Annotated in this window: 20 protein-coding genes; 10 read left to right on the top strand and 10 right to left on the bottom strand. The window is 44.8% G+C overall.

Translation table 11 applies throughout. The annotated features are described in order from the left end of the window. The 4 genes from ACJ751_RS14590 to ACJ751_RS14575 form a co-directional block, all read left to right on the top strand. A partial coding sequence (locus ACJ751_RS14590; RefSeq protein ID WP_407746234.1) for a hypothetical protein occupies nt 1–388 on the top strand: 388 nt, incomplete at its 5' end. An 18-nt stretch (nt 389–406) separates the two neighbouring features. Continuing rightward, complete coding sequence (locus ACJ751_RS14585) at nt 407–778, top strand: GntR family transcriptional regulator (RefSeq protein WP_407746233.1); 372 nt, start codon at nt 407–409, stop codon at nt 776–778. A gap of 18 nt (nt 779–796) precedes the next feature. Beyond that, the gene (locus tag ACJ751_RS14580) at nt 797–1,486 is read left to right on the top strand and encodes a hypothetical protein (protein ID WP_407746232.1); all 690 of its coding nucleotides are present in this window, start codon (nt 797–799) and stop codon (nt 1,484–1,486) included. 5 nt (nt 1,487–1,491) lie between these two features. Continuing rightward, a complete protein-coding gene (locus ACJ751_RS14575; RefSeq protein WP_407746231.1) occupies nt 1,492–1,686 on the top strand; it encodes a hypothetical protein in 195 nt (64 codons plus the stop codon). Nucleotides 1,687–1,761: 75 nt separating this feature from the next. On the opposite strand, the gene ACJ751_RS14570 is transcribed toward ACJ751_RS14575, so the two are convergent. From ACJ751_RS14570 to deoC, 3 genes are all read right to left on the bottom strand, one after another. Continuing rightward, the gene (locus tag ACJ751_RS14570; RefSeq protein ID WP_407746230.1) at nt 1,762–2,949 is read right to left on the bottom strand and encodes a M20 family metallopeptidase; all 1,188 of its coding nucleotides are present in this window, start codon (nt 2,947–2,949) and stop codon (nt 1,762–1,764) included. 35 nt (nt 2,950–2,984) lie between these two features. Further along, complete coding sequence (locus ACJ751_RS14565) at nt 2,985–3,410, bottom strand: SPOR domain-containing protein (protein WP_407746229.1); 426 nt, start codon at nt 3,408–3,410, stop codon at nt 2,985–2,987. A 138-nt stretch (nt 3,411–3,548) separates the two neighbouring features. Then, entirely contained in the window at nt 3,549–4,223 is a 675-nt protein-coding gene (gene deoC, locus ACJ751_RS14560) for a deoxyribose-phosphate aldolase (RefSeq protein WP_407746228.1), read from the bottom strand. Between the two features lie 100 nt (nt 4,224–4,323). Between deoC and ACJ751_RS14555 the strand changes: the two genes are divergently transcribed. The 4 genes from ACJ751_RS14555 to ACJ751_RS14540 all read left to right on the top strand — a co-directional run bounded on the left by ACJ751_RS14555 (nt 4,324) and on the right by ACJ751_RS14540 (nt 10,321). Next, on the top strand, nt 4,324–7,410 hold the full coding sequence (locus tag ACJ751_RS14555; protein WP_407746227.1) for an amidohydrolase family protein: 3,087 nt from the start codon (nt 4,324–4,326) through the stop codon (nt 7,408–7,410). Between the two features lie 12 nt (nt 7,411–7,422). Then, a complete protein-coding gene (locus ACJ751_RS14550) occupies nt 7,423–8,730 on the top strand; it encodes an amidohydrolase family protein (protein WP_407746226.1) in 1,308 nt (435 codons plus the stop codon). A gap of 176 nt (nt 8,731–8,906) precedes the next feature. Next, nucleotides 8,907–9,494: a diheme cytochrome c-553 gene (locus tag ACJ751_RS14545; protein ID WP_407746225.1), complete on the top strand. Its 588-nt coding sequence runs from the start codon at nt 8,907–8,909 to the stop codon at nt 9,492–9,494. 47 nt (nt 9,495–9,541) lie between these two features. Continuing rightward, complete coding sequence (locus ACJ751_RS14540) at nt 9,542–10,321, top strand: DUF1080 domain-containing protein (RefSeq protein WP_407746224.1); 780 nt, start codon at nt 9,542–9,544, stop codon at nt 10,319–10,321. A gap of 125 nt (nt 10,322–10,446) precedes the next feature. Here ACJ751_RS14540 and ACJ751_RS14535 read toward each other — a convergent pair whose 3' ends face one another. The 7 genes from ACJ751_RS14535 to folD all read right to left on the bottom strand — a co-directional run bounded on the left by ACJ751_RS14535 (nt 10,447) and on the right by folD (nt 20,513). Continuing rightward, nucleotides 10,447–10,950 (bottom strand): methyltransferase family protein, encoded by a 504-nt coding sequence (locus ACJ751_RS14535; RefSeq protein WP_407746223.1) that lies wholly within the window; start codon nt 10,948–10,950, stop codon nt 10,447–10,449. A 14-nt stretch (nt 10,951–10,964) separates the two neighbouring features. Next, on the bottom strand, nt 10,965–11,837 hold the full coding sequence (locus tag ACJ751_RS14530; RefSeq protein WP_407746222.1) for a class I SAM-dependent methyltransferase: 873 nt from the start codon (nt 11,835–11,837) through the stop codon (nt 10,965–10,967). A 231-nt stretch (nt 11,838–12,068) separates the two neighbouring features. Further along, nucleotides 12,069–15,389 carry a preprotein translocase subunit SecA gene (gene secA, locus ACJ751_RS14525; protein ID WP_407746221.1) on the bottom strand — a complete coding sequence of 1,107 codons (3,321 nt, stop codon included), beginning with the start codon at nt 15,387–15,389 and terminating at the stop codon, nt 12,069–12,071. Between the two features lie 267 nt (nt 15,390–15,656). After that, nucleotides 15,657–16,799 (bottom strand): DNA-processing protein DprA, encoded by a 1,143-nt coding sequence (dprA, locus tag ACJ751_RS14520; protein WP_407746220.1) that lies wholly within the window; start codon nt 16,797–16,799, stop codon nt 15,657–15,659. A gap of 110 nt (nt 16,800–16,909) precedes the next feature. Beyond that, nucleotides 16,910–18,820, bottom strand: coding sequence for an OmpA family protein (locus tag ACJ751_RS14515; protein WP_407746219.1), 1,911 nt, complete (start codon nt 18,818–18,820; stop codon nt 16,910–16,912). A gap of 139 nt (nt 18,821–18,959) precedes the next feature. After that, nucleotides 18,960–19,577 (bottom strand): 7-carboxy-7-deazaguanine synthase QueE, encoded by a 618-nt coding sequence (locus tag ACJ751_RS14510; RefSeq protein WP_407746218.1) that lies wholly within the window; start codon nt 19,575–19,577, stop codon nt 18,960–18,962. A gap of 60 nt (nt 19,578–19,637) precedes the next feature. After that, nucleotides 19,638–20,513: a bifunctional methylenetetrahydrofolate dehydrogenase/methenyltetrahydrofolate cyclohydrolase FolD gene (gene folD, locus ACJ751_RS14505; protein WP_407746217.1), complete on the bottom strand. Its 876-nt coding sequence runs from the start codon at nt 20,511–20,513 to the stop codon at nt 19,638–19,640. A gap of 108 nt (nt 20,514–20,621) precedes the next feature. On the opposite strand from folD, the gene ACJ751_RS14500 reads away from it, so the two are divergent. Both ACJ751_RS14500 and ACJ751_RS14495 read left to right on the top strand, forming a co-directional pair. Continuing rightward, complete coding sequence (locus ACJ751_RS14500; RefSeq protein WP_407746216.1) at nt 20,622–21,443, top strand: hypothetical protein; 822 nt, start codon at nt 20,622–20,624, stop codon at nt 21,441–21,443. Beyond that, nucleotides 21,440–23,509 carry a ComEA family DNA-binding protein gene (locus tag ACJ751_RS14495; RefSeq protein WP_407746215.1) on the top strand — a complete coding sequence of 690 codons (2,070 nt, stop codon included), beginning with the start codon at nt 21,440–21,442 and terminating at the stop codon, nt 23,507–23,509. Before ACJ751_RS14500 ends, ACJ751_RS14495 begins: the two co-directional genes overlap by 4 nt. Nucleotides 23,510–24,078 lie beyond the last annotated feature (569 nt).

Genomic DNA, 24,078 nt, shown 5'->3' with positions numbered 1-24,078 from the left:
GCAGGAGCTTTTAAATGTATTTATTTCAACGGAAGGGAGTGATAATATCTACTTATACATCCTGCTGATCTTTTTTGCAGTGCAGTCTATGTTTTTGTTGGGCTCGGTATATTTTGTAAAGAATCAATATATAAAGACATTGGTTTCTGGCCTCATCGTGTTTTTGTTCATGGTTTTCTTTATACATAAAGTAATGGGTTCGTTTATGCCTGATGGCAGTTTCTTTGAGCCATTTACCGTTTATCGGGTCTGGAACTCCAGTCAGGGGGAAGTGATGATACAATTACCGGAATGGCTCAGTTCTATATTGCTTTTTCTTACCAAGTATGCGCTTGCGCCGAGTTTATGGGTGGTTGCTTATTTCAGATTGAAAGAAAAAGAAGTTTAACGCTAAAATTAAAATGATATGCAATTCAGAGAATCGCAAGCTATATACTTACAGATTGCGGATTATGTGTGTGAGAAGATCCTGCTAAAAGAATGGAAGGTGGAGGAGCGTATTCCATCCGTTCGGGAACTGGCCGTGCAGTTGGAGGTGAACCCTAATACTGTAATGCGCACCTATGAATTTTTGCAGCAACAGGAGATCATTCACAACCAGCGGGGCATTGGGTATTTTGTATCGCCCACTGCAATAAAAAATGCGCAATCCTACCGAAAAAATGACTTCGTTGAAAAAGACCTTCCGCAGGTTTTTCGTACGATGTTTCTGCTGGGGATGGACCCCGATGAGTTAAAACCCCGGTTCGAAAAATTCAAGAAACAACATTTTGCTTAACACAATCAAGAGCTGATAATGAAAACAAGCAATAAATTATTATTAGGCATTTTTCTTACCATCATAATATTAATAACAACTGTTCAGCTGATGGTATATGCCAAATATAAACGTGGTGAATACACCGCTTTTAAAAGAGAACAGTTTGTTCCAATGACCAGTTTGCCGGTACCTGCTGCACGGTTTGTTTCACTAAAGGGGATGGGAAGTTGTGCAATAAAGCCTTCCACTACGCTCAGGTTGGAAATTCAAAAGGATAATTCCAGTTTCATAAAATACCATGTGGTAAATGATACGCTGGTTATTACCGGTAATTCAAATGATCCTGATGGAAGCCGGAATAATAGCTTGGTGAACATTTACCTGCCAGCCTCCGTGCAACTCAAAGGCGCTGATTGTACTTTCAGAATATGGGGAGCCGATGATTCAACCTCGGCGCCGTCATATAATATAAGCATAAAGAATTCCTACCTGTTCATCAATTTCAGTGGCGCCGATAATGCTGCAGTATATTTTAATCAGTTAAACCTCAATAGTGTAAGTTCGGCGATTGATCTGAATAACCATGCGGTTTTAAATGACCTGAACTTACAATTTGCCGATTCAAGGCTCAATGATCAAAGGGCAACCATCAGAAAACTGACAATGGGATCTGATAATACCTCTACAATTGACCTGTCTGGTAAAAATGTTAATGCCTTAAAATAAAATTTATGCAACACTTACTGTTGGCGCTATCTATTATTACGCTCACGTTCATTGCTGGCAATGGCCGTGATAAAACCTCTCTTGAAAATAACAAGGTGAGCATGAAGATGGAGAAGCCAGCAATAAGTAATGCTGATAGTGAATTACCTGCCGATAAACCTTCTGTCTTTTTTTCAAGGTTCGAGATGTTTGTTTATTAAGGATGCGGGCATAGCTTTGTAGAACAAAAATACCGGCAGTATTACTTGCTTAAAGTAACCCTGCCGGTATTTTCTTTAAAATGTTGTACTGCTACCTAACCAGGCCATCATACCCATGCCGGTTTCAATAGCGTTTTCATCTATGTTGAAGGTGGGTGTATGCACCCCTGATGTAATACCTTTAGCTACGTTCATTACACCTAACCGGTAAAAGCAACCGGGGATGTGCGTGGTGTAATATCCAAAGTCTTCTGCGCCCATGCGCACTTCAGTAGTTTCCACCTGTTCTTTTCCCATGTATTGTTGGGCCAGTGAGCGGGCAATGCTGTTCAGTTCTTCATTGTTATAAACAGTTGGGTAACCTACATCTATATGCAGATCAATTTCTGCACCCATACTGTGCACCAATTCGGTAGCCTGTTTGCGAATAAGCTCATGTGCCTTAAAGCGCCATTCTTCATCCAGGGCCCTGAAGGTGCCCATCAACTTCACTTCGCTGGGAATTACGTTGGTGGTATGTCCGCCCTGGATAGAACAGATCGACAACACCGAAGGTGATAACGGGTTCCTGTTTCGGCTGATGATCTGTTGCAGACTAACAATAAGATAAGAAGCCACTAGTATGGTATCAACGGTTAAATGCGGCGCAGCCGCATGTCCGCCCTTACCCTTGATGGTGATGTATATTTCATCGGCGCTGGCCATTACCTGTCCGCCGCGAAAGCTCAGTTTGCCAATTTCCAGTTGTGGATGTACATGCAATCCGTATATGCCTTGTGGCCTGGGATTTTCCAACACGCCTTCTTTAATAAGGATACTGGCGCCACCGGGGTTTCTTTCTTCACCAGGTTGAAAGATCAGTTTTACGGTTCCTTCCCATTCCTCTTTTAACTCCTGTAGAATTTTGGCGGCCCCCAGTAAACAGGTGGTATGCACATCGTGCCCGCAGGCATGCATCACACCATCGTTCTTTGATTTATAAGGAACATCATTTTGTTCGGTTATAGGGAGCGCATCCATATCGGCCCGCAGTGCAATCACTTTCTTTTCAGGATTCTTTCCTTTTATTAAACCCACCACACCGGTTCCGGCCATAACGGTAAAGGGGATGCCAAATTCAGTTAATTTATGTTGAACGAAACGCGAGGTTTCGAATTCCTGGTAACTTAATTCAGGATGTGCATGTAAATGATGGCGAATATCTATAAACTCAGCAGCATATGTTTTTGCCAGGCTTTGGATCTTCTTCTGTAAAATGCTCATGGTCACAAAGATAGTAGGAAAGTCCTTAAAACCCGCTACAACGAACCCGACTTATCCGGGTTCACCTCAATAACATCGCGGATGATATATACTCCTGAAGGAAAGTAGCGCTGAATGGCTGATAAATAGGGTTCTGCCTCTTCACGGCTTTTAAAATCGCCCACCTTCAGTTTCATGTAGGGAGATTGCCACTGGAGGTATGCTTTCAGTTCTGGAAATTCCTGGTATATTTTAGTCTTTGCAGTGGTCGCTTTATTCCGGTCGTTGGTGCTGATCACCAGTATCCGAAACCCCTGCACATAGCGGCGGGCATCGCGGGTGGTCAATTCATTGATCTGGATCTGCTTTTTTTCCAGCATATCAATCCGTGGATCTTTATGCACCACAACGGAATTGCTATCTGTTTGGGCAACCAGGGTATGGGACAGGATCAATAAAACACAACTGATAATGTACTTCATGCGAAATATATTTTTTTAAGCCACATAAATAAAGCTGGTACTGAATTGATGCCATGGATCTTATGCGGCTTCTACCAATTTAAATGCAAAATCTTCGCCAAAGATAATTCAATGGGCTGCCAGATGCAAGCAGAGTTCTTAATAGCCCGAGGTGCCATTTTGTGGCGCCCCGGTCACAATGGCTACCCCTGAGCTGGTTCCCAACCGGTTGGCTCCGGCTTTAATGTATTGTTCTGCCGCCTCATAGGTGCGTATCCCGCCGGAAGCCTTTATTTTAATAGTAGACGGCAGGTGCGCCCACATCAGTTGCACAGCCTCCATGGTGGCGCCTTTTTCGGCATAGCCGGTACTGGTTTTTAAAAAATCCACCCCGGTTTTGGCATATATTTCACAACATGTAATGATCTCTTCATCAGTTAATATCCCGCTTTCGATGATCACTTTAACCAGTCTGTTCTGGGCATGGGCTGCTTCAACAATGGCCTCCATTTCCAGCTCCAGGTATTGCCAGGCCTTGCTTTTAAGTGCTACCAGGTTAATCACCACATCCAGTTCATCGGCGCCGTCCTGAATAGCCTGCTGGGCTTCGGCCTGTTTGGCACGGGCAACAGAATAACCAAAGGGAAAGCCTATGACCGTAGCCGTTTTTACCCCACTGTTAACCAAAATTCCCCTGGCGTTCTTTACCAGTGGTGGCGGCACACACACTGCATAAAAGTTATATTGGATCGCTTCTTCGCATAGCTTTTTAAGTTCATGTATGGTAGTTGCAGGTTTTAGCAGGGTGTGATCGATATATTGCGCGATGTTCATGTAATTTATTAACCGGTTAAAAACTTTTTAACCCGACTAAATTAGTTCATTTAACTAAATTCGATCCCTGTTCCCGAATTAAATCAAAAACCAAAAGCACATGAGAAAGTACTGTTTCTTTCCGCCAGGGAGGATCTTTTTCCTGGTGGGCCTGATGTTCATATTGCATTCAACTGCCATGGCACAGGTAACCTTTCCGGTAAATGGCGTTGCGGATCCCAAAGTAAAATGTTTTGCATTTACTAATGCCACCATTGTAAAGGATGTTCAAACCACGCTCACCAATGCCACACTGGTCATTCGGGAGGGAAAAATTGTATCTGTTGGTACATCGGTAACCATTCCGAAAGATGCGGTGGTGGTCAATTGCAGCGGTAAATTTATTTACCCTTCCTTTATCGACATTTATAGCGATTATGGCGTGGCCGTTCCGCAACGGCAGAGTGCGCCATTCGATTTTCGCGCTCCGGCGCAACTTACTTCCAATACCAAGGGTGTATTTGGCTGGAACCAGGCGATCAGAAGCGAGATCGACGCTGCCAGATTATTTACTACCGATGACGCGAAAGCAGATCCTTTGCGCAGCATTGGCTTTGGCACCGTGCTCACCCACCAGAAGGATGGTATTGCCCGTGGCACCGGTGCACTGGTAACCCTCGCCAGTGAAAAGGAGAACCTGGTCATGCTGAAAGAAAAAGCATCGGCGAATTATTCATTCAGCAAAGGTACTTCTACCCAAAGCTATCCTTCTTCCATGATGGGGACTATTGCTTTACTACGCCAGACTTACCTCGATGCGCAGTGGTATAAAAGCAATCCGGCTGCTGAAGGCGTTAACCTGTCGCTGAAATCCTGGAACGACATTCAATCGTTACCGCAAATATTCGATGCGGGGGATAAATGGAACGATCTGCGCGCCGATCGTATTGGCGATGAATTCGGCATTCAATACATCATTAAAGGCGGTGGTAACGAATACCAACGCATAAAAGACATTGCTGCTACAAAAGCAACATATATTCTGTCATTGAATTTTCCGCAGGCAATGGATGTGGAAGACCCCAATGAAGCGCGGTTTGTTTCCCTGGGCGATATGAAGCACTGGGAGCTGGCGCCTTCCAACCCGGCAGCGTTGGAAAAAGCAGCTATCCCATTTTGTTTAACTGCTACGGAACTAAAAGACACCAAACAGTTCCTGACCAATTTGCGCAAAGCATTTGAGTATGGGTTAAGTGAAACCAAAGCACTGGAAGCCCTTACCAAAACCCCTGCTACCGTATTAGGGGTGTATGATAAAGTGGGAAGCCTCGATGCCGGTAAAATAGCCGGCTTTTTAATCACCACCGGTGAAGTGTTCAAAGAAAAAACGGTGATCCTGCAAAACTGGGTGCAGGGCGAACGATACAATGTAAAAGATGAGAACTGGTCGTCTATTGCCGGACAATATACCATACAGGTAAGATCGGCCGGTGGTAACAACAGTTATACACTGGATGTAAAAAGCACTACCGATGCCAGCATTATTGCCAAAGACACCATCAAGGCTAAATTCAATTTTGATGGCAAACTGGTGACCATCAGCTTTGCTGCCGAGAAAAAACCACGGGCTGCCAACATTCGGTTGGGCGGTACGGTAAATGGCGATGTGTGGAATGGAAATGGGGTAGATGCAGAAGGGAATTCCGTATTGTGGTCGGCCAGTTATGCAAAAGCAGGCACACCTGCTCCTGATACCAGTAAGAAAAAGCCGCTGGGAATGCTGGGCAAAGTGGTGTATCCGTTCGACGGTTATGGCTGGGATTCCCTGCCACAAACTGAAACTATTTTAATTAAGAACGGCACCGTTTGGACCAATGAAAAAGAAGGCCGGTTAGAGAATACCGATGTATTGATAAAGAACGGGAAGATCGCACAGATCGGTAAGAACCTGTCGGAACCCGGCGCCAAAGTAATTGATGCTTCCGGCAAGTTTGTTACTCCGGGTATTATCGATGAACACTCACACATTGCGGCCGCTTCTATTAACGAAGGCGCGCAGTCAGTGACTTCAGAAGTGCGTATTGCCGATAACCTGAACCCGGAAGACATAAATATCTATCGCCAGTTGAGCGGAGGTGTTACTTCTTCTCACATCCTGCATGGCTCAGCCAATACCATCGGCGGACAAACCCAATTGATAAAACTACGTTGGGGCGCCAATGATGAAGAGCTGAAATTCAAAGGCGCTGATCCCTTCATCAAATTTGCACTGGGTGAAAATGTAAAACGCACTACCTCGCAAAACAACAACCGCTTTCCCGATACCCGTATGGGTGTTGAAGAAGTGTTGATGGATGCCTTTACCCGTGCCTGCGAATATGAAAAAGGTTGTAAGGAATCGGCGGATGCTGCGGCGCCTAAAAAGAAAGGAGCTACAACAACTACTGCACCCGTACGCCGCGACCTGGAGCTGGAAGCCCTGGTTGAGATCATGAATAAAAAGCGGTTTATTACCTGTCACTCCTATGTACAAAGTGAGATCACGGCTACCATGCGAGTGGCTGAGCGTTTCAACTTCCGCGTGAATACGTTCACCCATATTCTGGAAGGTTATAAAGTAGCCGATAAAATGAAAGCGCATGGCGCCAATGCTTCCACTTTCAGCGATTGGTGGGCTTATAAAACCGAAGTACAGGATGCCATTCCTTACAATGCCACATTAATGCAAAAGGTAGGGCTGAATGTTTGTATAAATTCAGACGATGCAGAAATGGCGCGCCGCCTGAACCAGGAAGCCGCCAAAAGCGTAAAATATGGCGGCATGTCGGAAGAGGATGCCTTCAAAATGGTAACGCTGAACCCGGCCAAAGCCCTGCATGTTGAAGAAAAAGTAGGCAGTTTAAAACCGGGCAAGGATGCCGATGTGGTGGTATGGAGCGATAACCCGCTGAGCATTTATGCAAAGGCCGAGCAAACGATCGTGGATGGCATTGTTTATTTTGACCGCACCCGCGACCAGGAACTGCGTAAAAAGATCGCCACCGAAAGAAACCGCCTCGTTCAAAAAATGCTGAGTGAAAAAAGAAGTGGTGGCCCGGTTCAACCGGCAACCCCCAGTTACCAGGTAATACTAAGCTGTGGCGATCATGATCACCACGATGGATTGATCACCGTTGATGTGGATGAAAACGAAGCTAACGCTAATTAAAACATGCAAACAATGAAGAAGCTAATCATATTCATACACTGCCTGGCGTTGCTGATATCGGTTCAGGCGCAGGAAGATGTGTATCCGGCCAAACCTTATGCCGGGAAATTATTTATCACTAACGGTACCATACACGTGGGTAACGGCCAGGTTATCGAAAACGGTACCATTGAAGTGGATAATGGAAAAATTGTCCGGGTAGGGGCCAATATCACTGTACCTGCCGATGCCAAAGTTGTAGATGCAAAAGGAAAGCAGGTATATCCCGGACTGATACTTCCGGTTACTGATCTGGGCCTGAAAGAAATTGGCAGCGGGGTACGGGGCTCCAACGACTTTAGCGAACTGGGTGAATACAACAACAGCATCCGTTCCATAGTGGCCTACAATACCGATTCAAAGATCATCAATACGCTAAAAGCAAATGGTATTTTGCTGGCTGGCGTTACACCACAAGGCGGCGTTATCAGCGGATCTTCTTCCGTTGTACAGCTGGATGCCTGGAACTGGGAAGATGCGGCTTATAAAATGGATAATGGCATTCACCTGAACATGCCCACCTTTGTCAGTCACCCCAACCGGTTTGCAGCTTTTGCGGGCATACCACAATCACACACCGATCCTACAAAAGAGGCGCTGAAAAGTATTGATGAGATCAAAGACCTGTTTCGCCAGGCAAAAGCCTACCTGCAGGAAGCTTCTCATAAAGAATCCAATTTAAAGTTTGAAGCGTTGAAAGGGCTGTTCAATAAAAGCCAAAAGCTGTTTGTTCATGCCGACCAGGTAAAGCAAATGCTGATCGCCATTGATTTTGTAAAAGAGTTCGGGTTTGATGTAGTGCTTGTTGGCGCCAGTGAAAGCTTTCAAATTGCCGAACTGCTGAAGCAAAACAATATTGCGGTGGTGCTGTCTGATGAACATGCATTGCCGGCCGCTGAAGACGATGACATTGATCAGCCTTTTAAAACACCCGCCATGCTGCAAAAGGCCGGGGTGCTGTTTGCATTGAACGATGAACATGCCGAAAGCCGGTATCGCAACCTGGCTTTCAATGCCGGTACGTCTGCAGCCTATGGTTTAACCAAAGAGCAGGCATTACAGGCTATAACCTTGAACTCAGCTAAGATCCTGGGTGTTGATGATAAAACAGGGTCACTGGAAGCAGGTAAAGATGCAAACATTGTAGTGAGCGATGGCGACATCCTCGACATGCGCACCAGCATTATTCAACATGCTTTTATCCAGGGGCGGGAGGTGAGTTTGGAGAACAAGCAAAAGCAGCTGTACGAGCGCTATAAGTATAAATATGAGTTGAAGTAATTTGTAGTATTTAATATTATAGGGAGTGTCCCGATAGCTATCGGGACACTCCCTTTTTTATTGATATAAATCAATAATCTATTTTACTGACGGAGATCAGCTTTTTTATATTCAATGCGGTCGTAATGTGAAGTATATTCAGGCGTACACTTCTCTTTAACTCTAACTGCTTGTATATGAAAAAAATGTTGGTACTGTTGGGTATCGCTGTGTCCGCAACCGTATTATTGGTTTTCTGTAACGCCCCTGCTGCTGAAGAACATGTTGTTAAGGCCAGTACGGAAACTATTTCACCCGACAGTATGGTAAAACGAGGCGCCTACCTGGTAAGTATTATGGGCTGTAACGATTGTCATTCCCCCAAGAAAATGGGGCCTCAAGGACCGTATCCTGATCCTGACAGACTGTTATCAGGCCATCCGGCTGATGTACCGGTGGCCAAATTTGATGCAGGTACCGCAAAAAACTGGATCCTGTTTAACCAGATGCTGACCAATTATGTGGGGCCCTGGGGTATCTCTTATTCTGCCAACATTTCTTCTGATGCTACCGGTATTGGTAACTGGACCGAAAAGCAATTCTTTAAAGCAATGCGGGAAGGGAAGTACCTGGGTTTGGATAGCACCCGCTCCTTATTGCCACCCATGCCCTGGCAGGAATTCAAAAATGCAAACGACGATGATCTGAAGGCCATTTTCGCCTTCCTGAAATCTACCAAACCGGTTAAGAATGTAGTACCAGAGGCAAAGATCAATATGCATTAGTCTTTGGCAATAATCCTGTATCTTCCGTATAAAGAACACAATCCTTTATGCATACAGGATCATTCATCCGCTGCTGTCTGTTTTGTATGGCAGTAACTACTATTGCTGCCTGCCACAACACCAATAAAGTTCAGTCTGGTAAAACAGGCTGGGTAAAATTATTTAATGGCCGCGATCTCAACGATTGGGTGGTAAAGATCAACCATCATGAAGTGGGGGATAATTTCGGTAATACATTCCGGGTAGAAGATGGGATGATAAAGGTGCGCTATGATCAGTATGGCGCGTATAACGAACAGTTCGGTCACCTGTATTATAAAACACCTTTCTCGTATTACCACCTGGTGGTGGAATACCGGTTCACTGGCGAATGGAAGAAAGATGCCCCTGATTATACGTTACTCAACAGTGGTATCATGTTCCATTCGCAGGACCCGCATACCATGCCCAAAGAACAGAACTGGCCCATCTCAATCGAATTTCAATTGTTAGGTGGTTTGGGCGATGGCAAACCGCGACCTACCGGCAATATGTGTTCGCCCGTGCTGAATACCCGGCATTGCATCAATTCTACTTCCAAAACTTATGATGGCGATCAGTGGGTGCGGGCCGAACTGATTGTGCTGGGCGATTCGCTTATTACGCATATCATTAATGGCGATACGGTAATGCGCTATTCAAAACCGCAGATAGGGGGTGGGGTGGTTGAAAACTATGACCCCAAGATCAAGCAGGATGGCAAGATCCTGTCTTCAGGTTTTATTGCACTGCAAAGCGAAGGTCAGCCGGTTGATTTTAGGAAAGTGGAGATTAAGGAGTTGAGATAGGTTGACTAGTTGATGTTAACCAGTTGATCACTTGACGAGTTAACCAGTTGACAAGTTAACTTGTTAACGTGGGAGAAGAAGGTCACGAGTAATAAAGAGGGAGGTTGATAGGCCTTCTGCCTTCTTCACGAATTCAACAACCTAAACGGTCTTAATCTGGGGATCCACCTCGGCACATGTTTCTTATACTTCAAATAATCACTGCCGAAGCGTTGCAGCATACTGCGTTCTTCCACAAAAATAAAATACAGCGTATTAATGATAAAGAAGGCAACTGCCCAGGCCAGTACACTGGTTGAATACAGCATCAGTCCTTCACCTGTTATCATAAAGAATACGCCTGAGATCATGGGATTGCGGCAATAGCGATAAGGGCCTTCTATAATCAGTTTTTTAGTTGGCTCCCACGGGGCCAGTGTTCCCTGCCCGAGCATTTTAAAAAGAAAGACCGTATACACAAACAATGCGGAACCACCCACTGCTATTAACCAACCGATCAGTTTGGTGGTTAACGAATGCGGGATGAATGGGTCTCTGCTGTCATAGAGCAGGTAGGGGATAACAAATGTTACCGTGAAGGGCATTAAAAGAATATCACGTAAGTGTTTCCAGTTTGATGGCGACTCCATATGTCAAATAAATTTTAAGCTTTATAGGCAAATGCTACTCTGTAAAATTCATATCCCTTTTCAGGGCGATTGGGCAAGTATCTATTGCGGTAATCAGCTGCTCCGGAGTCTTCAAGTAGTACGAAATTATATTGTTGCAGGTAGGCGGATAATTTTTCAGGACTGAAACCGAATGTCCAGCGTTCTTCAAGGGCATCCAGGTCTTTCAACAGTTTTTGGGCGCCAAAAAAAGTTTCAGGCGCGTCCAGTACCTGTTGATGTACATAGGTAAAGATAATGTAGGAACCAATGGCAAACTGACTGGCAAAAGCAAATGTATGATCGATCGCCTTTGCATCGAGATAATTGGTTACGCCTTCCCAGATGATGGTGGTAGGAATGGAAAAATCCAGCTTTTCCCTTACCGCCAGTTCCTGCAGGCTTTCTTTGTTAAAGTCTGTTTGCCAGTAGTGGATATGGTTTGGCAGATGGCCCAGTGTTTTTTTCAGGATGGAGGTTTTTTTCCGGGCGGTATTGGGGTGGTCTATTTCAATAACAGGAATGTTTGATAAATAATCAAGGCGAAGCGCACGGGTATCGAAACCGGCGCCCAATATTATTACCTGTTGAATGTTATGTTGAACGGTTTGTTGTAACAGATCGTCGATATACCGGGTGCGGGCAATGCCGGAAGTTAAAGCGCCTGGTATTTTTTTGTGAATGGTGTTTTGAACGTAATTGCGAACGAATGAAAGAAAGGAAAGGCGCGCAGCCCAGTTTAATTTCCCATCTAAAAACGATACGGCATACGGATCAATAAAGAGCCGTTTATTCGCAGGTTGAGTTGATTCAAGTGCCCGGAATAAAGCCATGTATTGCGCTGTTTGGCTTGCCTTATCTGCTTTCATACATCGCTATGCATTTGAAAAACTAAAATACACCGTTTAGCTGGAAGTTGATGAGCCTGAACAGGAAATTTACCACTAAGTAGTAGCGGTTTTTTGCATGGTTTGAACCCTGATTTTTACTACTACTGGTAACTATTTGATAGCAACCGGGTTAAGCTGCTTTTAAAAATCAAAAAAGCATCCCGGTAATCGGAATGCTTTTTTAAAAATATGACTTATTTGATCTTTCTCTTACAATCCTGCGCCATGGCAGTTCTTGAACTTTTTACCACTTCCGCAAGGACAGGGATCGTTACGGCCAACCTTGGGGCCTACGCGAACCGGTTCATGCTTTATGGGTTCATCACTGAACTGGTCATTTTCATTCGCTGCATAATCTTCACCACGGGCATCAATTTCTTCTTTATTAGCGCGCATGCGGCTCATATCGGTCTTTTGTTCATGACCTTCACGGATCTGCTGAGGATTTTGTTGTTCAACAGGTATACCTGCATGGCATAAGAAGCTGATGATATCTTTGTTTACATCACTGTCCATTTGTTTGAACTGATCGTAAGCAGAGATCTTGTAAATGATCAGCGGGTCTTTTTGTTCCAGGTAAGCTGTTTGTACGCTTTGTTTCAGGTCATCCATCGCCCGCAGGTGCTCTTTCCAGGCCTCGTCAATAACAGCCAGCGTGATCTGTCTTTCCAGTGCGCTGATCAGCTCACGGCCATTTGTTTCAAGCGTTTTGTTAAGGCCGGCCAATACCTGTAAGCCTTTTTTGTTATCACTGAAAGGAACCACCACATTTTCAATATGGCTTCCTTGTTTGGTACGGATGTCCTGAAATACCGGTACTGCCTGCTTTTGCAGCTCTTCCGTTTTATGCTGATAACGGCCAACAGCTTCCTGGTATAATTTTTCAGCGAGGTCGTTGGCTTTGGATTTTTCAAATTCTTCCTGGGTAATGGCGCTGTCGATACCAAAGTTCACAATAGCTGCCAGCTTGAATCCTTCGTAATCGCTTTGCTCCTGGAATGAATTCACCAATCCTTCAGCAACAATATAGAAGGCATTATCGAGGTCAAGCGCCAGACGGTCGCCAAACAACGCGTGGCTACGTTTTTTGTAAACTACATTACGTTGTTTGTTCATTACGTCATCGTATTCGAGCAAACGCTTACGAATACCGAAGTTGTTTTCTTCAACTTTCTTTTGTGCGCGCTCGATGCTCTTAGTGATCATGCTGTGCTGGATCACTTCACCTTCTTTGTAACCAAAGCGGTCCATGATGCTGGCTATACGCTCACTACCAAACAAACGCATCAGGTCATCTTCGAGTGATACATAGAATTGAGTGGTACCGGGGTCGCCCTGACGGCCGGCACGACCACGCAACTGGCGGTCAACACGACGGCTTTCGTGACGTTCAGTACCAATGATGGCCAAACCACCTGCTTCTTTTACGCCGGGTCCGAGCTTAATGTCGGTACCACGACCGGCCATGTTGGTGGCAATGGTAACAGCCCCAGCCAAGCCGGCTTCCTGTACTACCTGTGCCTCACGGGCGTGTTGTTTGGCGTTTAATACGTTGTGCGGGATCTTTTTACCGCTCAGCATCTTGCTCAGCAATTCACTCACTTCCACGTTGGTAGTACCAACCAGTACAGGCCGGCCAGCAGCGCGGAGATTTTCTATTTCGTCAATTACGGCCTTGTATTTTTCACGCTTGGTTTTGTAAACCAGGTCTTCCTGGTCTTTACGCACCGCAGCAACGTTTGTTGGAACGGTTACTACATCCAGTTTGTAAATATCCCAGAACTCAGCTGCTTCGGTTACCGCTGTACCCGTCATACCAGCCAGTTTGTGATACATCCGGAAGAAGTTCTGTAAGGTAATAGTAGCGTAGGTTTGAGTAGCAGCTTCGATCTTCACGTTTTCCTTGGCTTCAATGGCCTGGTGTAAACCATCGCTGTAACGGCGGCCATCGAGAATACGACCGGTTTGTTCATCTACGATCTTTACCTGACCATCCATTACTACGTATTCCACATCTTTATCGAACAACGTGTATGCTTTCAGCAGTTGTTGCACCGTGTGAATACGATCGGCCTTGATGGTATATTCATTAAGGATTGCTTCTTTGCGTTGCAGTTTTTCTTCCGGATCAATTTCGCTCTTATCAATTTCTGCCAGGTGAACGCCAATGTCAGGAAGCACGAAAAAATCCGGGTCTTCACCAGAACGGGTGATGGCCTGAATACCTTTATCGGTTAAATCAACAGAGTTGTTTTTTTCATCTATGTGAAAGAACAGCTCTTCATCAACAACCGGCATTTGTTTCTGCTGATCGGCCAGGTAATAGTTCTCTGCCTTTTGCAGTTTTACTCTTGTACCGGGTTCGCTCAGGAACTTGATAAGGGCGCTGTGTTTGGGCAAACCGCGAAAAGCGCGCATTAATGCCAAACCACCTGTTTTTGGATCGTCGTCACCACCTTCAAACAGCTTCTTAGCATCGATCAAATTCTTGTTCACTACCTGTCTTTGCATTTCAAACAGGTTGCGTACGCGATCGCGTAAAATATGGTATTGTTGATCTTCGCCACGAGGCACCGGGCCCGAAATGATCAAAGGGGTACGCGCATCATCGATCAATACGCTATCGACCTCATCCACCATGGCGAAATGGTGTTTGCGTTGCACCATTTCTTCAGGAGTGTGCACCATGTTATCGCGCAGATAATCGAAACCAAATTCGTTATTGGTTCCGTAAGTAATATCGGCCTGGTAGGCTTGTCTTCTTTCAGCACTGTTAGGTTGGTGTTTGTCTATGCAGTCAACGGTGAGACCCAGCCATTCGAAAATAGTTCCGTTCCACTCAGAGTCACGTCTTGCCAGATAGTCGTTCACGGTTACAATGTGAACACCTTCCCCAGCCAGTGCGTTCAGGTAAGCCGGCAGGGTAGAAACCAGGGTTTTACCTTCACCGGTTGCCATTTCTGAAATTTTACCCTGATGCAATACCGAACCACCGATCAGCTGCACATCATAGTGCACCATGTTCCAGGTGATGGTATTGCCACCGGCAGTCCAGCTGTTTTTGAAAATGGAATTATTGCCCTGTATGGTAACGTATTCTTTTTTTACACTCAGTTCGCGATCGAGGTCGGTTGCAGTGGCTACCATTTCAGGGTTTTCCTTGAAGCGGCGGGCTGTTTCCTTCACCACGGCGAATGCTTCGGGGTGAATTTCTTTCAGTACTTCCTCAATTTGCTTATCACGATCTTTTATCAGGGCGTCTACCTGTTGGTAAATAGCGTCCTTTCCTACGATATCGCTAAAAGGCATTTCTTCTGCCTGTTTATTTAAGCTGGCTATTTCACTGTCAATTTTTTCCAGGTGGGCTTTTATGCGTGTTTTGAATTCCTGGGTTTTATTGCGCAATTGATCGTTAGATAGCGACTGGTAAGCGGTAAAGTGTTTATTGATCTGGTCTACAACCGGACGAATTACATTAATGTCTTTCTCCGACTTGCTTCCCCCGAACATTTTTGACAGAAAACCTAACATGATATAGCGGTTAATTATTTTAAAAAATTACAAATTTAAAGCTGGTCAAAAAGAATGCTACACTTTGGTAGCGAGCCAATTTGACAGGGACGTCAAAGGTAAGAAAAAGCGGGCAGTTGACAGTGGTATATGTCAATGGTTTGCAGGCAATAGTCGGGTATTTTAAGCACCATTTCATTATATGGGGGAAATGGACCATGTAATTGGCCCTTATTACCTTTTGCAGGATACCAAGTTTGTTGGTTGTCAGTGTTTAAGGCTCATTTGCTACACCAGTTGGTACATTTTACCCGGCAGCGCCTGAACAATATTTTGCATTTCGAGGCTGAGTACGGCGGTGACCAGCGAACTCGTGCTAAGCCCGCATTTCAGATTTAATTCATCGATGTGTACCGGCTTTTTTTCGCTTAGCATGGCAACCAGGGCTTGTTCTTCGGCATTTAAATTGACAAAGAGCTCCTTTTGGGGCAGGGAATTTTTGCGTGGAGGTTCGTTCCAGCCAAGGGCTTCTGCCAATTCCTGTGCATTCGTGAGCAAAATTGCCTTATTGTTTTTAATAAGCGAGTTACAACCTGCACTTTTGGCATCGGCTACCCTCCCGGGATAGGCAAATACATCGCGGTTGTAGCCATTGGCCAGCTCGGCGGTGATCATGCTGCCGCCCTTTGTGCCGGTTTCAACGACTACTACGGCATCGCACATGCCGGCAACAATACGATTGCGGATGGGGAAATGGTGTTTTTCAGCGGTAATATCGCTGCAGAATTCTGTTATTAAGCCTCCGCCCTGTTGTATCATTTCTTTTGCCAGGTTGGTATGTTCTGTGGGATACAGGCAATCGAGGCCATGCGCCAGCACACCTACAGTAGGTGCATGATGTTTAAGCGCAGCCTTGTGGGCAATAGCATCGATGCCAAAAGCCAGCCCGCTTACAACAAGCGCATTATATTGGGCCAGTGTTTGCACCAGGTTTTCGGTGAGCTGTTTACCATAAGGCGAATTAATACGGGTGCCTATAACAGCTACTATACGTGGTGCATTAAGGTTTGCATTACCGCGGTAAAACAACATGGTGGGGGAATCGTAACAATGTAATAACCGTTGCGGGTATTCGAGGTGAGTAAGGAACAGCGGTTTTACTTTGTATTTCTCTATGAAATCGAGCTCTTTTTCAAGTTTGGCAAAATCCCTGAACTGTTTTATGTGCTGGGCGCGCACGGTTCCTATGCCTTCGGTTTTTTCGAGTTGGGTAATGCTTGCTTTGAATATAGCTTCGGCAGAATGAAATTGCTCAATGAGTAATTTGGCATGTACGCAGCCAATTTGAGGCACGTGTGTTAATGCCAGCTGGTATAGCAGATCGTTAATCATAGCAGGATCAATATGCAATAGGCAATTTGCAATACGCAAATCTAAACAAATTTAATCCTTCTTTTCGAGAATTATACAGTAATAAAAAGGCCTCAGTACAGTTCAATTTTGTACTGAGGCCAGTTAACTAGCTATAGATTGGTTATTACTTATTGACTAATAACCTGCAATTCGGTTCTTCTATTTTGTGCCCTGCCTGTTTCACTGGTATTATTTGCAACAGGTTGTGTAGCACCATAACCTTTAAAGGTGAGGCGTGCCTGTTCAATGCCTTTGCTTACCAGGTATTTCACTACAGCCTGCGCGCGGTTATTGGAGAGCGCCATATTATCGGCTGCCTTGCCAACATTATCAGTGTGACCGCTGATCTGTATTTTAAGGGTGGGGTTTTCTTTCATTAACTGGAAAATATTATCCAGTTCAATGGTTGATTCGGGTTTCAGATCAAACTTACCCGATTCAAAAAAGATATTCTTTAACACAACGCTCGCATTGGCTTCAATGGGTTGTAAAGGAATGTCGATGTTGTATGTACTATCAGGTGTTCTCTGGCTCAATGAAAAGTTTTCTGAGAAGAACAGGTACCCCCGGCGTTTTACATTGAACGCATAGTCTTTACCTACAGGTAAAGTAATCAGGTAATTACCTGTTGCATCGGTTTGCACCCGGCTTATTACATCGCGGGTGCCCAGGTCAGTTAGTTCAACCCCGGAAGGCAATCCTTTCAATGTTTTTTTGTCAAATACTTTTCCTTTTACCCACAACGTTCTGGCCGGGCGGGCATCTTCACGCAGTTCAAAAGAGTACAGGTCAAGACCACCGCGGGTATCGCTGCGGTCGCTGGTATAATAAGCGGTTTTACCATCGGCCGCTACTACCAGGCTGCCTTCGTTTTCAATGGTATTGATGGGATAGCCAAGATTTAAGGGTTTGCTCCAGCTCTTGCCCTGTTTTTTTGCCATGAACAGGTCGGTGCCGCCATAACCCAGGTGGCCACCCGACGTAAAATAAAGGGTTTGGTTATCGGCATGAATATAAGGCGCACTCTCATCGCCGATAGTATTTATTTCAGGCCCAAGGTTCTCAGGATCGCTCCAGCGGCCATTGGCCAGCTGGTGGGTTACATACAGGTCCTGGCCGCCGTAACCACCCGGGCGGCCGCTGGCAAAATACAGATCGCGTTTATCGGGCGACAGGCTGGGCGCCGATTCCCAGGACTCCGTATTGATGCGGTTGCCCATATTCTCGGGTTTGCTCCAACCCTGAGGGGTTAAGTAAGAAATATACAGATCGCAGCTGCCATAACCATAGGGGAAATTACAACCAGTGAATATGAGCCATTGACCATCCTGTGAAATATTCGACGCGCCTTCGTTCAGGTTCGAGTTGATGTCGCCAGGTAAAGGAACTGCTTTTGTCCAGTGACCGTTCACAAAATGAGATTCGTAAAACTCTTCATTGCCATTTACCCGGCGGGTAAAAATAAAATCCGCATCATCGATGGTAAATGTGGGAAAATACTCGAGCTGATCACTGTTGATGCTATCGCCCATATTCTGAGGCGCAAACTTGTAATTGCCTGCAGGGTGTTGGTTGCTGTAATCGATCGCAAACTGATAGGTTTTACGGCGGTAGTCAGCAGCCTTCTTGCTTTGCGCATTGATGTTAGGAACCGATAAAAACTCATCTATTGCCTTTAACGCTTTTTGAAATTCACCCACTCCGGCCAGGTTAATAGAGTAGGGCAGGTTGTATTCTTTAAACCAGCTGCTATCTATTCCCTTTGCTTTTTCGTAATTCTCGATGGCGTTTTGATATTTCTTCTGTTCAAAATACAAACCCGCAATAGATAAGTAAGCTTCCATGTAGCGGGGTTCTATTTTAATAGCATCCTGCAGGGTTTTAATACTTTCTGCATAATTGCCATTCATGGCGATGCCATAGGCTTTTTCAAAAAGGGCTTTCGCCTTTTTATTCACTTTATCAGGGTCATATTGTGCCTGCACTGCCGAACAGAAAAGCGTGGCGCAAATGGATATTGTAATTAATTTCTTAATCATCTGAAGTGTTTATCGTGAACGTGAAACGTCAACTATCATCAAAATCATTCCAATTTTGAAAATTAAAGATAAAAAATCACACCCTACCAGACGATAATTCCGGCCAAAAAGTATATAAAGAAAGCGTTATAAATGCCCATTAAGGCACATGAATATATTTGTGTAATTGAAGCGAGAACTCCCACCGCGGATTGTCCTTGATGTAGTCGATGATAAGCGGGGTTACAATCGCCGATTTACTCCATTCAGGTTGAAGGAATAATTTACAGGAAGGTGAAACAAGGGCGGCATATTTTTCAGCCCATTCAAAATCGCTTTTGTTAAAGATCACCACTTTCAATTCGTTGGCAAGAGGCAATATTTCAGGAAGCGGGGCTTTGAATTTCTTAGGCGATAAACAGATCCAGTCCCAGGAACCGCTAACCGGCCAGGCGCCGGAGGTTTCAATATTGGTGGCAAAGCCGGCAGCATGCAGGGCATCGGTCAGTGCATCGAGATTATGCATCAACGGTTCGCCCCCGGTAACGATGGCCATTCGGCCGGGAAATGCACTGGCGCCGGCAACAATGGCATCAATTGATTGCAGCGGGTGTTTGCCGGCTTCCCAACTGTCCTTAACATCGCACCACACGCAGCCCACATCACATCCGCCCAGGCGAACAAAATAAGCTGCTTTTCCCTGGTGATAGCCTTCGCCTTGCAAGGTGTAGAAGGCTTCCATTACAGGATATTGTATAGCGGGGTGAGTAGATACCATAGGTACAAAGTTACTTAATGCGCTCTTAGCACACCAGTATGTTATTATATAAGCGTTTTTCTAGTTCTTGTCTATGCAGGCCTTGTAAGTATTTTTCATCAGCGCGGCAATGGTCATAGGGCCAACACCGCCTGGCACCGGCGTTATCCAGGAGCATTTGGGCGAAACAGTATCGAACTGCACATCGCCTTTTAATGCATAGCCTCTTTTTTTAGTAGCATCGGCAACCCGGGTAATACCAACGTCAATTACTATAGCGCCATCCTTCACCATATCTGCCGTAACAAATTCAGGCTTGCCTAAGGCGGCCACAATAATATCGGCTTGCAGACACAGTTCTTTTAAATTTTTCGTGGCTGAATGGCAAATGGTAACCGTGCAATTACCAGGGTTGGTATTGGCGCTCAGCAGTATGCTCATGGGGCGGCCCACAATATTACTGCGGCCGATAACAACGGCATGTTTGCCTTTGGTATCTATTTTATAGTGTTCCAGCATCAGCATAATGCCGTGCGGGGTGGCGGGAATAAAAGTAGGAAGACCCTGCACCATTTTACCTACACTCACAGGATGAAAACCATCCACATCTTTTGACGGATCAATGGCGTTGATCACTTTTTCATCAGAAATATGTTTAGGCAAAGGCAATTGTACCAGAATACCATCCACATCGGGATTGTCGTTCAACTTTTCAATGGCTTCCAGTAATTTGTATTCGGTAATGTTGTCTTCGAGGCGAATGAGAGTAGAATGAAATCCGATCTCTTCACAGGTTCTTACTTTAGAACCAACATAGGTTTCACTGGCTCCATTGTTACCCACCAATACGGCGGCCAGATGCGGTACTTTTTTCCCTTCCGCTACCAATTGAGCCACTTTAATTTTCAATTCGTCCTTTGTTGCCTGCGATACAAGCTGCCCGTCTAAAATTTTCATGGCGCAAAGGTAAAGTACTGCGCCAAGTTGCCCTAACCTGAATAAAAAATTTGTTATATCAGCAATATTTAAATATGTTTATTGCCTGATTCTTAAAAGCTTGCTGTTTTGAGAAACCTGTTATTGCCATTATTTCTTATCCCTTGCCTGGTCTATGGCCAGTCAATACATTACTCACCGGGTACATTGTATACCGGTCTGGGCGCTTACAGCCATCAGTTTACCCAATCGTTTTCCTTCTTAGCCAATCAGGCTGCACTGGGTAATATTTCCAGAACAAGTGCGGGTGCTTATGCCGAACAAAAATATGGGTTGAAGGCGCTATCCCTGTATATGGCCACTGCCGCCACGCCGGTAAACCGGGGTGGGGTAGGCATTACCATGCAATATGCTGGGTTTAGCGATTTTAATGAAAGCCAGGTGGGGCTTGCCTATGGCAAGAACCTGGGGCGGGTAAACCTGGGCATCCAGTGTAATTATAATATGATGCACATCGCTGGGTATGGCAATGATGCCGCAATTGGGTTTGAAGTAGGCAGCCAATGGCAGGTTACATCATCCGTTGTTACCGGTTTTCACCTCATAAACCCGGTGGGTGGGCATTTTCGCAATCATAATGGAGAAAAGCTGGCCTCCGTGTATCAGTTTGGCGCCGGTTATGAAGTGTCTAAACAATTATTCCTGGGTGCGGAGCTTACCAAAGAAGAAAACCAGCCGGTAAATGTGCAGGCGGGTTTGCAATATGTGCTGGTGCCCGACAGGTTGTTTGTTCGCTCCGGTATTACTACCGCCACTACCTCACCATATATAGGAATGGGCTGGCAATGGAAAAATTGCCGGGCCGATGTTTGTGTACGGTATCACCCACAATTGGGGCTTTCACCGGGATTGCTGCTGCTATTTTATGGAAAACAAAAAACAGAACCGTGAAATGGTCCCTGGTCATATGGTTGGTTGCACAGGGAATGGTGGTGGCGGCACAGGAAAAACCAGCCACTCCGGTTAATGAACAACAACTCGAAATGCAGGCTGAGCGGGATGAAGGGATAACAGAAGATGACAGCCAATGGCAGCAGCTGGAGTATTTACAAAAGCATCCGCTGAATTTAAACGCCGCTACCGAAAATGACCTGAAAGATCTCCGCCTGTTGACCGATCTGCAGATCAGCAATTTTTTATTGTATCGTAATTTACTGGGGCCATTAATACATGTGAACGAATTACAGGCGGTACCGGCCTGGGATGTTCCAACTATAAAGCGGCTATTGCCTTATGTTACAGTAAGCGATCAAAAAAGCATAGTGGAGAACCTGGGAGAAAGGTTCCGGAATGGCGAGCAAACCCTTTTATTGAGATTGGCACAAACCGTAAGCACCTCCGGTGAAGATGCAAAAGCTACTCAAAGTTACCTGGGAAGTGCCGCAGCGGTGCTGGTCAGGTATAAATACAATTACAAAAACCTGTTGCAATTTGGTATAACCGGCGATAAAGATGCCGGTGAACAATTTTTCAAAGGCACGCAAAAGAATGGGTTCGATTTTTATTCCTTTCATTTCTTCGCCCGCAAACTGGGTATTATTCAATCGCTGGCCATTGGTGATTTTACGGTGGGGTTTGGACAGGGACTGATCCAATGGCAGGGAATGGCATTTAAAAAGGGTGCTGAGGTGTTGGCAGTAAAACGACAGGGGGTGCCTTTACAACCTTATAATTCGGCCGGAGAATATAATTTCCACCGGGGTATTGGGGTTACCTTGCAAAAGAAAAACCTCCAGTTTACGGCTTTTGGTTCCTACCGGAAATTAAATACCAATCTTATAACGGACAGCTTCCTGAATTCGCTCGAATATATTTCTTCCATAATAACAACCGGGTATCACCGCACCCTGGCCGAACTGAACGACCGAAACAATGTGCAATGTATAACAACCGGCGCTGCTTTGAAGCTGGCCAATAACCGGTCGCACATCGGCGTAAATGTAGTTCAATATCAGTTGTCGAAACCCCTGCAGCCAGGTGGGCAGGCGTACGACCAGTTTGCCATTAATGGCCGTAACTGGAGTAACTATAGTTTCGATTATAGTTATACGTTCCGGAATATGCATGTGTATGGCGAGGTGGCCGTTGACAAATTATTAAGCCGGGCCATGATCCATGGTTTACTCGCCAGCCTTGATCCCAAAGTAGACCTGGCGATCGTTTACCGTAACATTAATAGCCGGTATCAATCGCTTTTCAGTAATGCTTTTACCGAAAACAGTTTGCCGGTTAATGAAAACGGGTGTTATGCCGGGTTATCCATCAGGCCGGTAGCTGGTTGGAAACTGGATGTATATATGGACGTTTTCAGATTCCCCTGGTTAAAGTACCAGGTGAATGCACCATCTGACGGGCACGAATACCTGGTTCAGATTGGTTATACGCCCAATAAATACCTGGAAATGTATACCCATTTCAGGCATGAAACAAAATCAATAAATCAAACTGATTCCCTCCCCGGTATTTCGCCCGTAGTACCTGTTACCCGGTTAAACTGGCGAACTCATATAAGCTATCGGTTAAATAAAATTGTTGAATTGCGAAGCCGGGTAGAAACTGTTTGGTATGCGCGTAACCAAAAACAAAAAGAGACCGGATTTCTTTTTTACACGGATGTGTATGTAAAGCCGGCGTTCAAACCATATTTTTTTAATGTGCGGGCCCAATACGTTGAAACGGATGGCTACAATAGTCGCATATACGCTTTTGAGAATACCGTATTATATAATTTTTCAATACCGCCGCTTTTTAATAAAGCATTCCGTTATATTGTAAATGTTAATTACCGGTTAAAGAACCGGTCTTTAATACAACAGCGAAAATTAAATTGCCTTTTTTCTTTCTCACTGGCCCAAACCATTTACCCATCTCATTCGACGGTTGAAACATCGAAATCTTTAATGGAAGCCTACAACAAGTTTGATACAAAACTTCAAGTTATTTTGTCACGGCGGTGAACAATCTATTCCCATTTTTTGTTTGCGCGGAAAATATAGGCAAATTAAAATTTAATTAAAGCAGTATTTAAATTCGGTTATACATAATACCAAATGTTTTTTCTATAAATTTGCCGCCCTGTAAATTTATGAATCTGTTAAGTTTTCATGATTGTGACAGCATTCATTCACATTTTTTAGATCTGGATCTAATTGGTGAAATTTTTTAATACGGTGTAGCGGCTGCATGTAGCTCAATACGAATGCGTATTTGAGCAACATCGTCACAACATTAAAGTTTTCTTGAAAAAATTTTGTATGCTGTTTGATTGCAGCGGTTGCAGATTTCAGTTTGTCTACCGGTTAGATTAAAAATTATTTATTAATTAATGAATTAAAAATTTTCAGAAAAAGCGTTTCGGTTTTCAGGTTTATTTATTTAAAAAAATCTACAAGTCTCATGAGAAAAATTGCATTACTGGCAGCGATGCTATTTGCCTGCGTTGCCATAAGCTTTGGTCAAACCCGTACAGTAAGCGGCGAGGTAAAAGATCAACAAAACAGCTCCGCTGGGGGCGTTAGATGCGTTG

The sequence above is a fragment of the Niastella sp. genome (assembly GCF_045805085.1).
Classification (GTDB): domain Bacteria; phylum Bacteroidota; class Bacteroidia; order Chitinophagales; family Chitinophagaceae; genus Niastella.
Note: the sequence above shows the minus strand (reverse complement) of the source record. Positions and strands in the feature narration are given on the sequence as shown.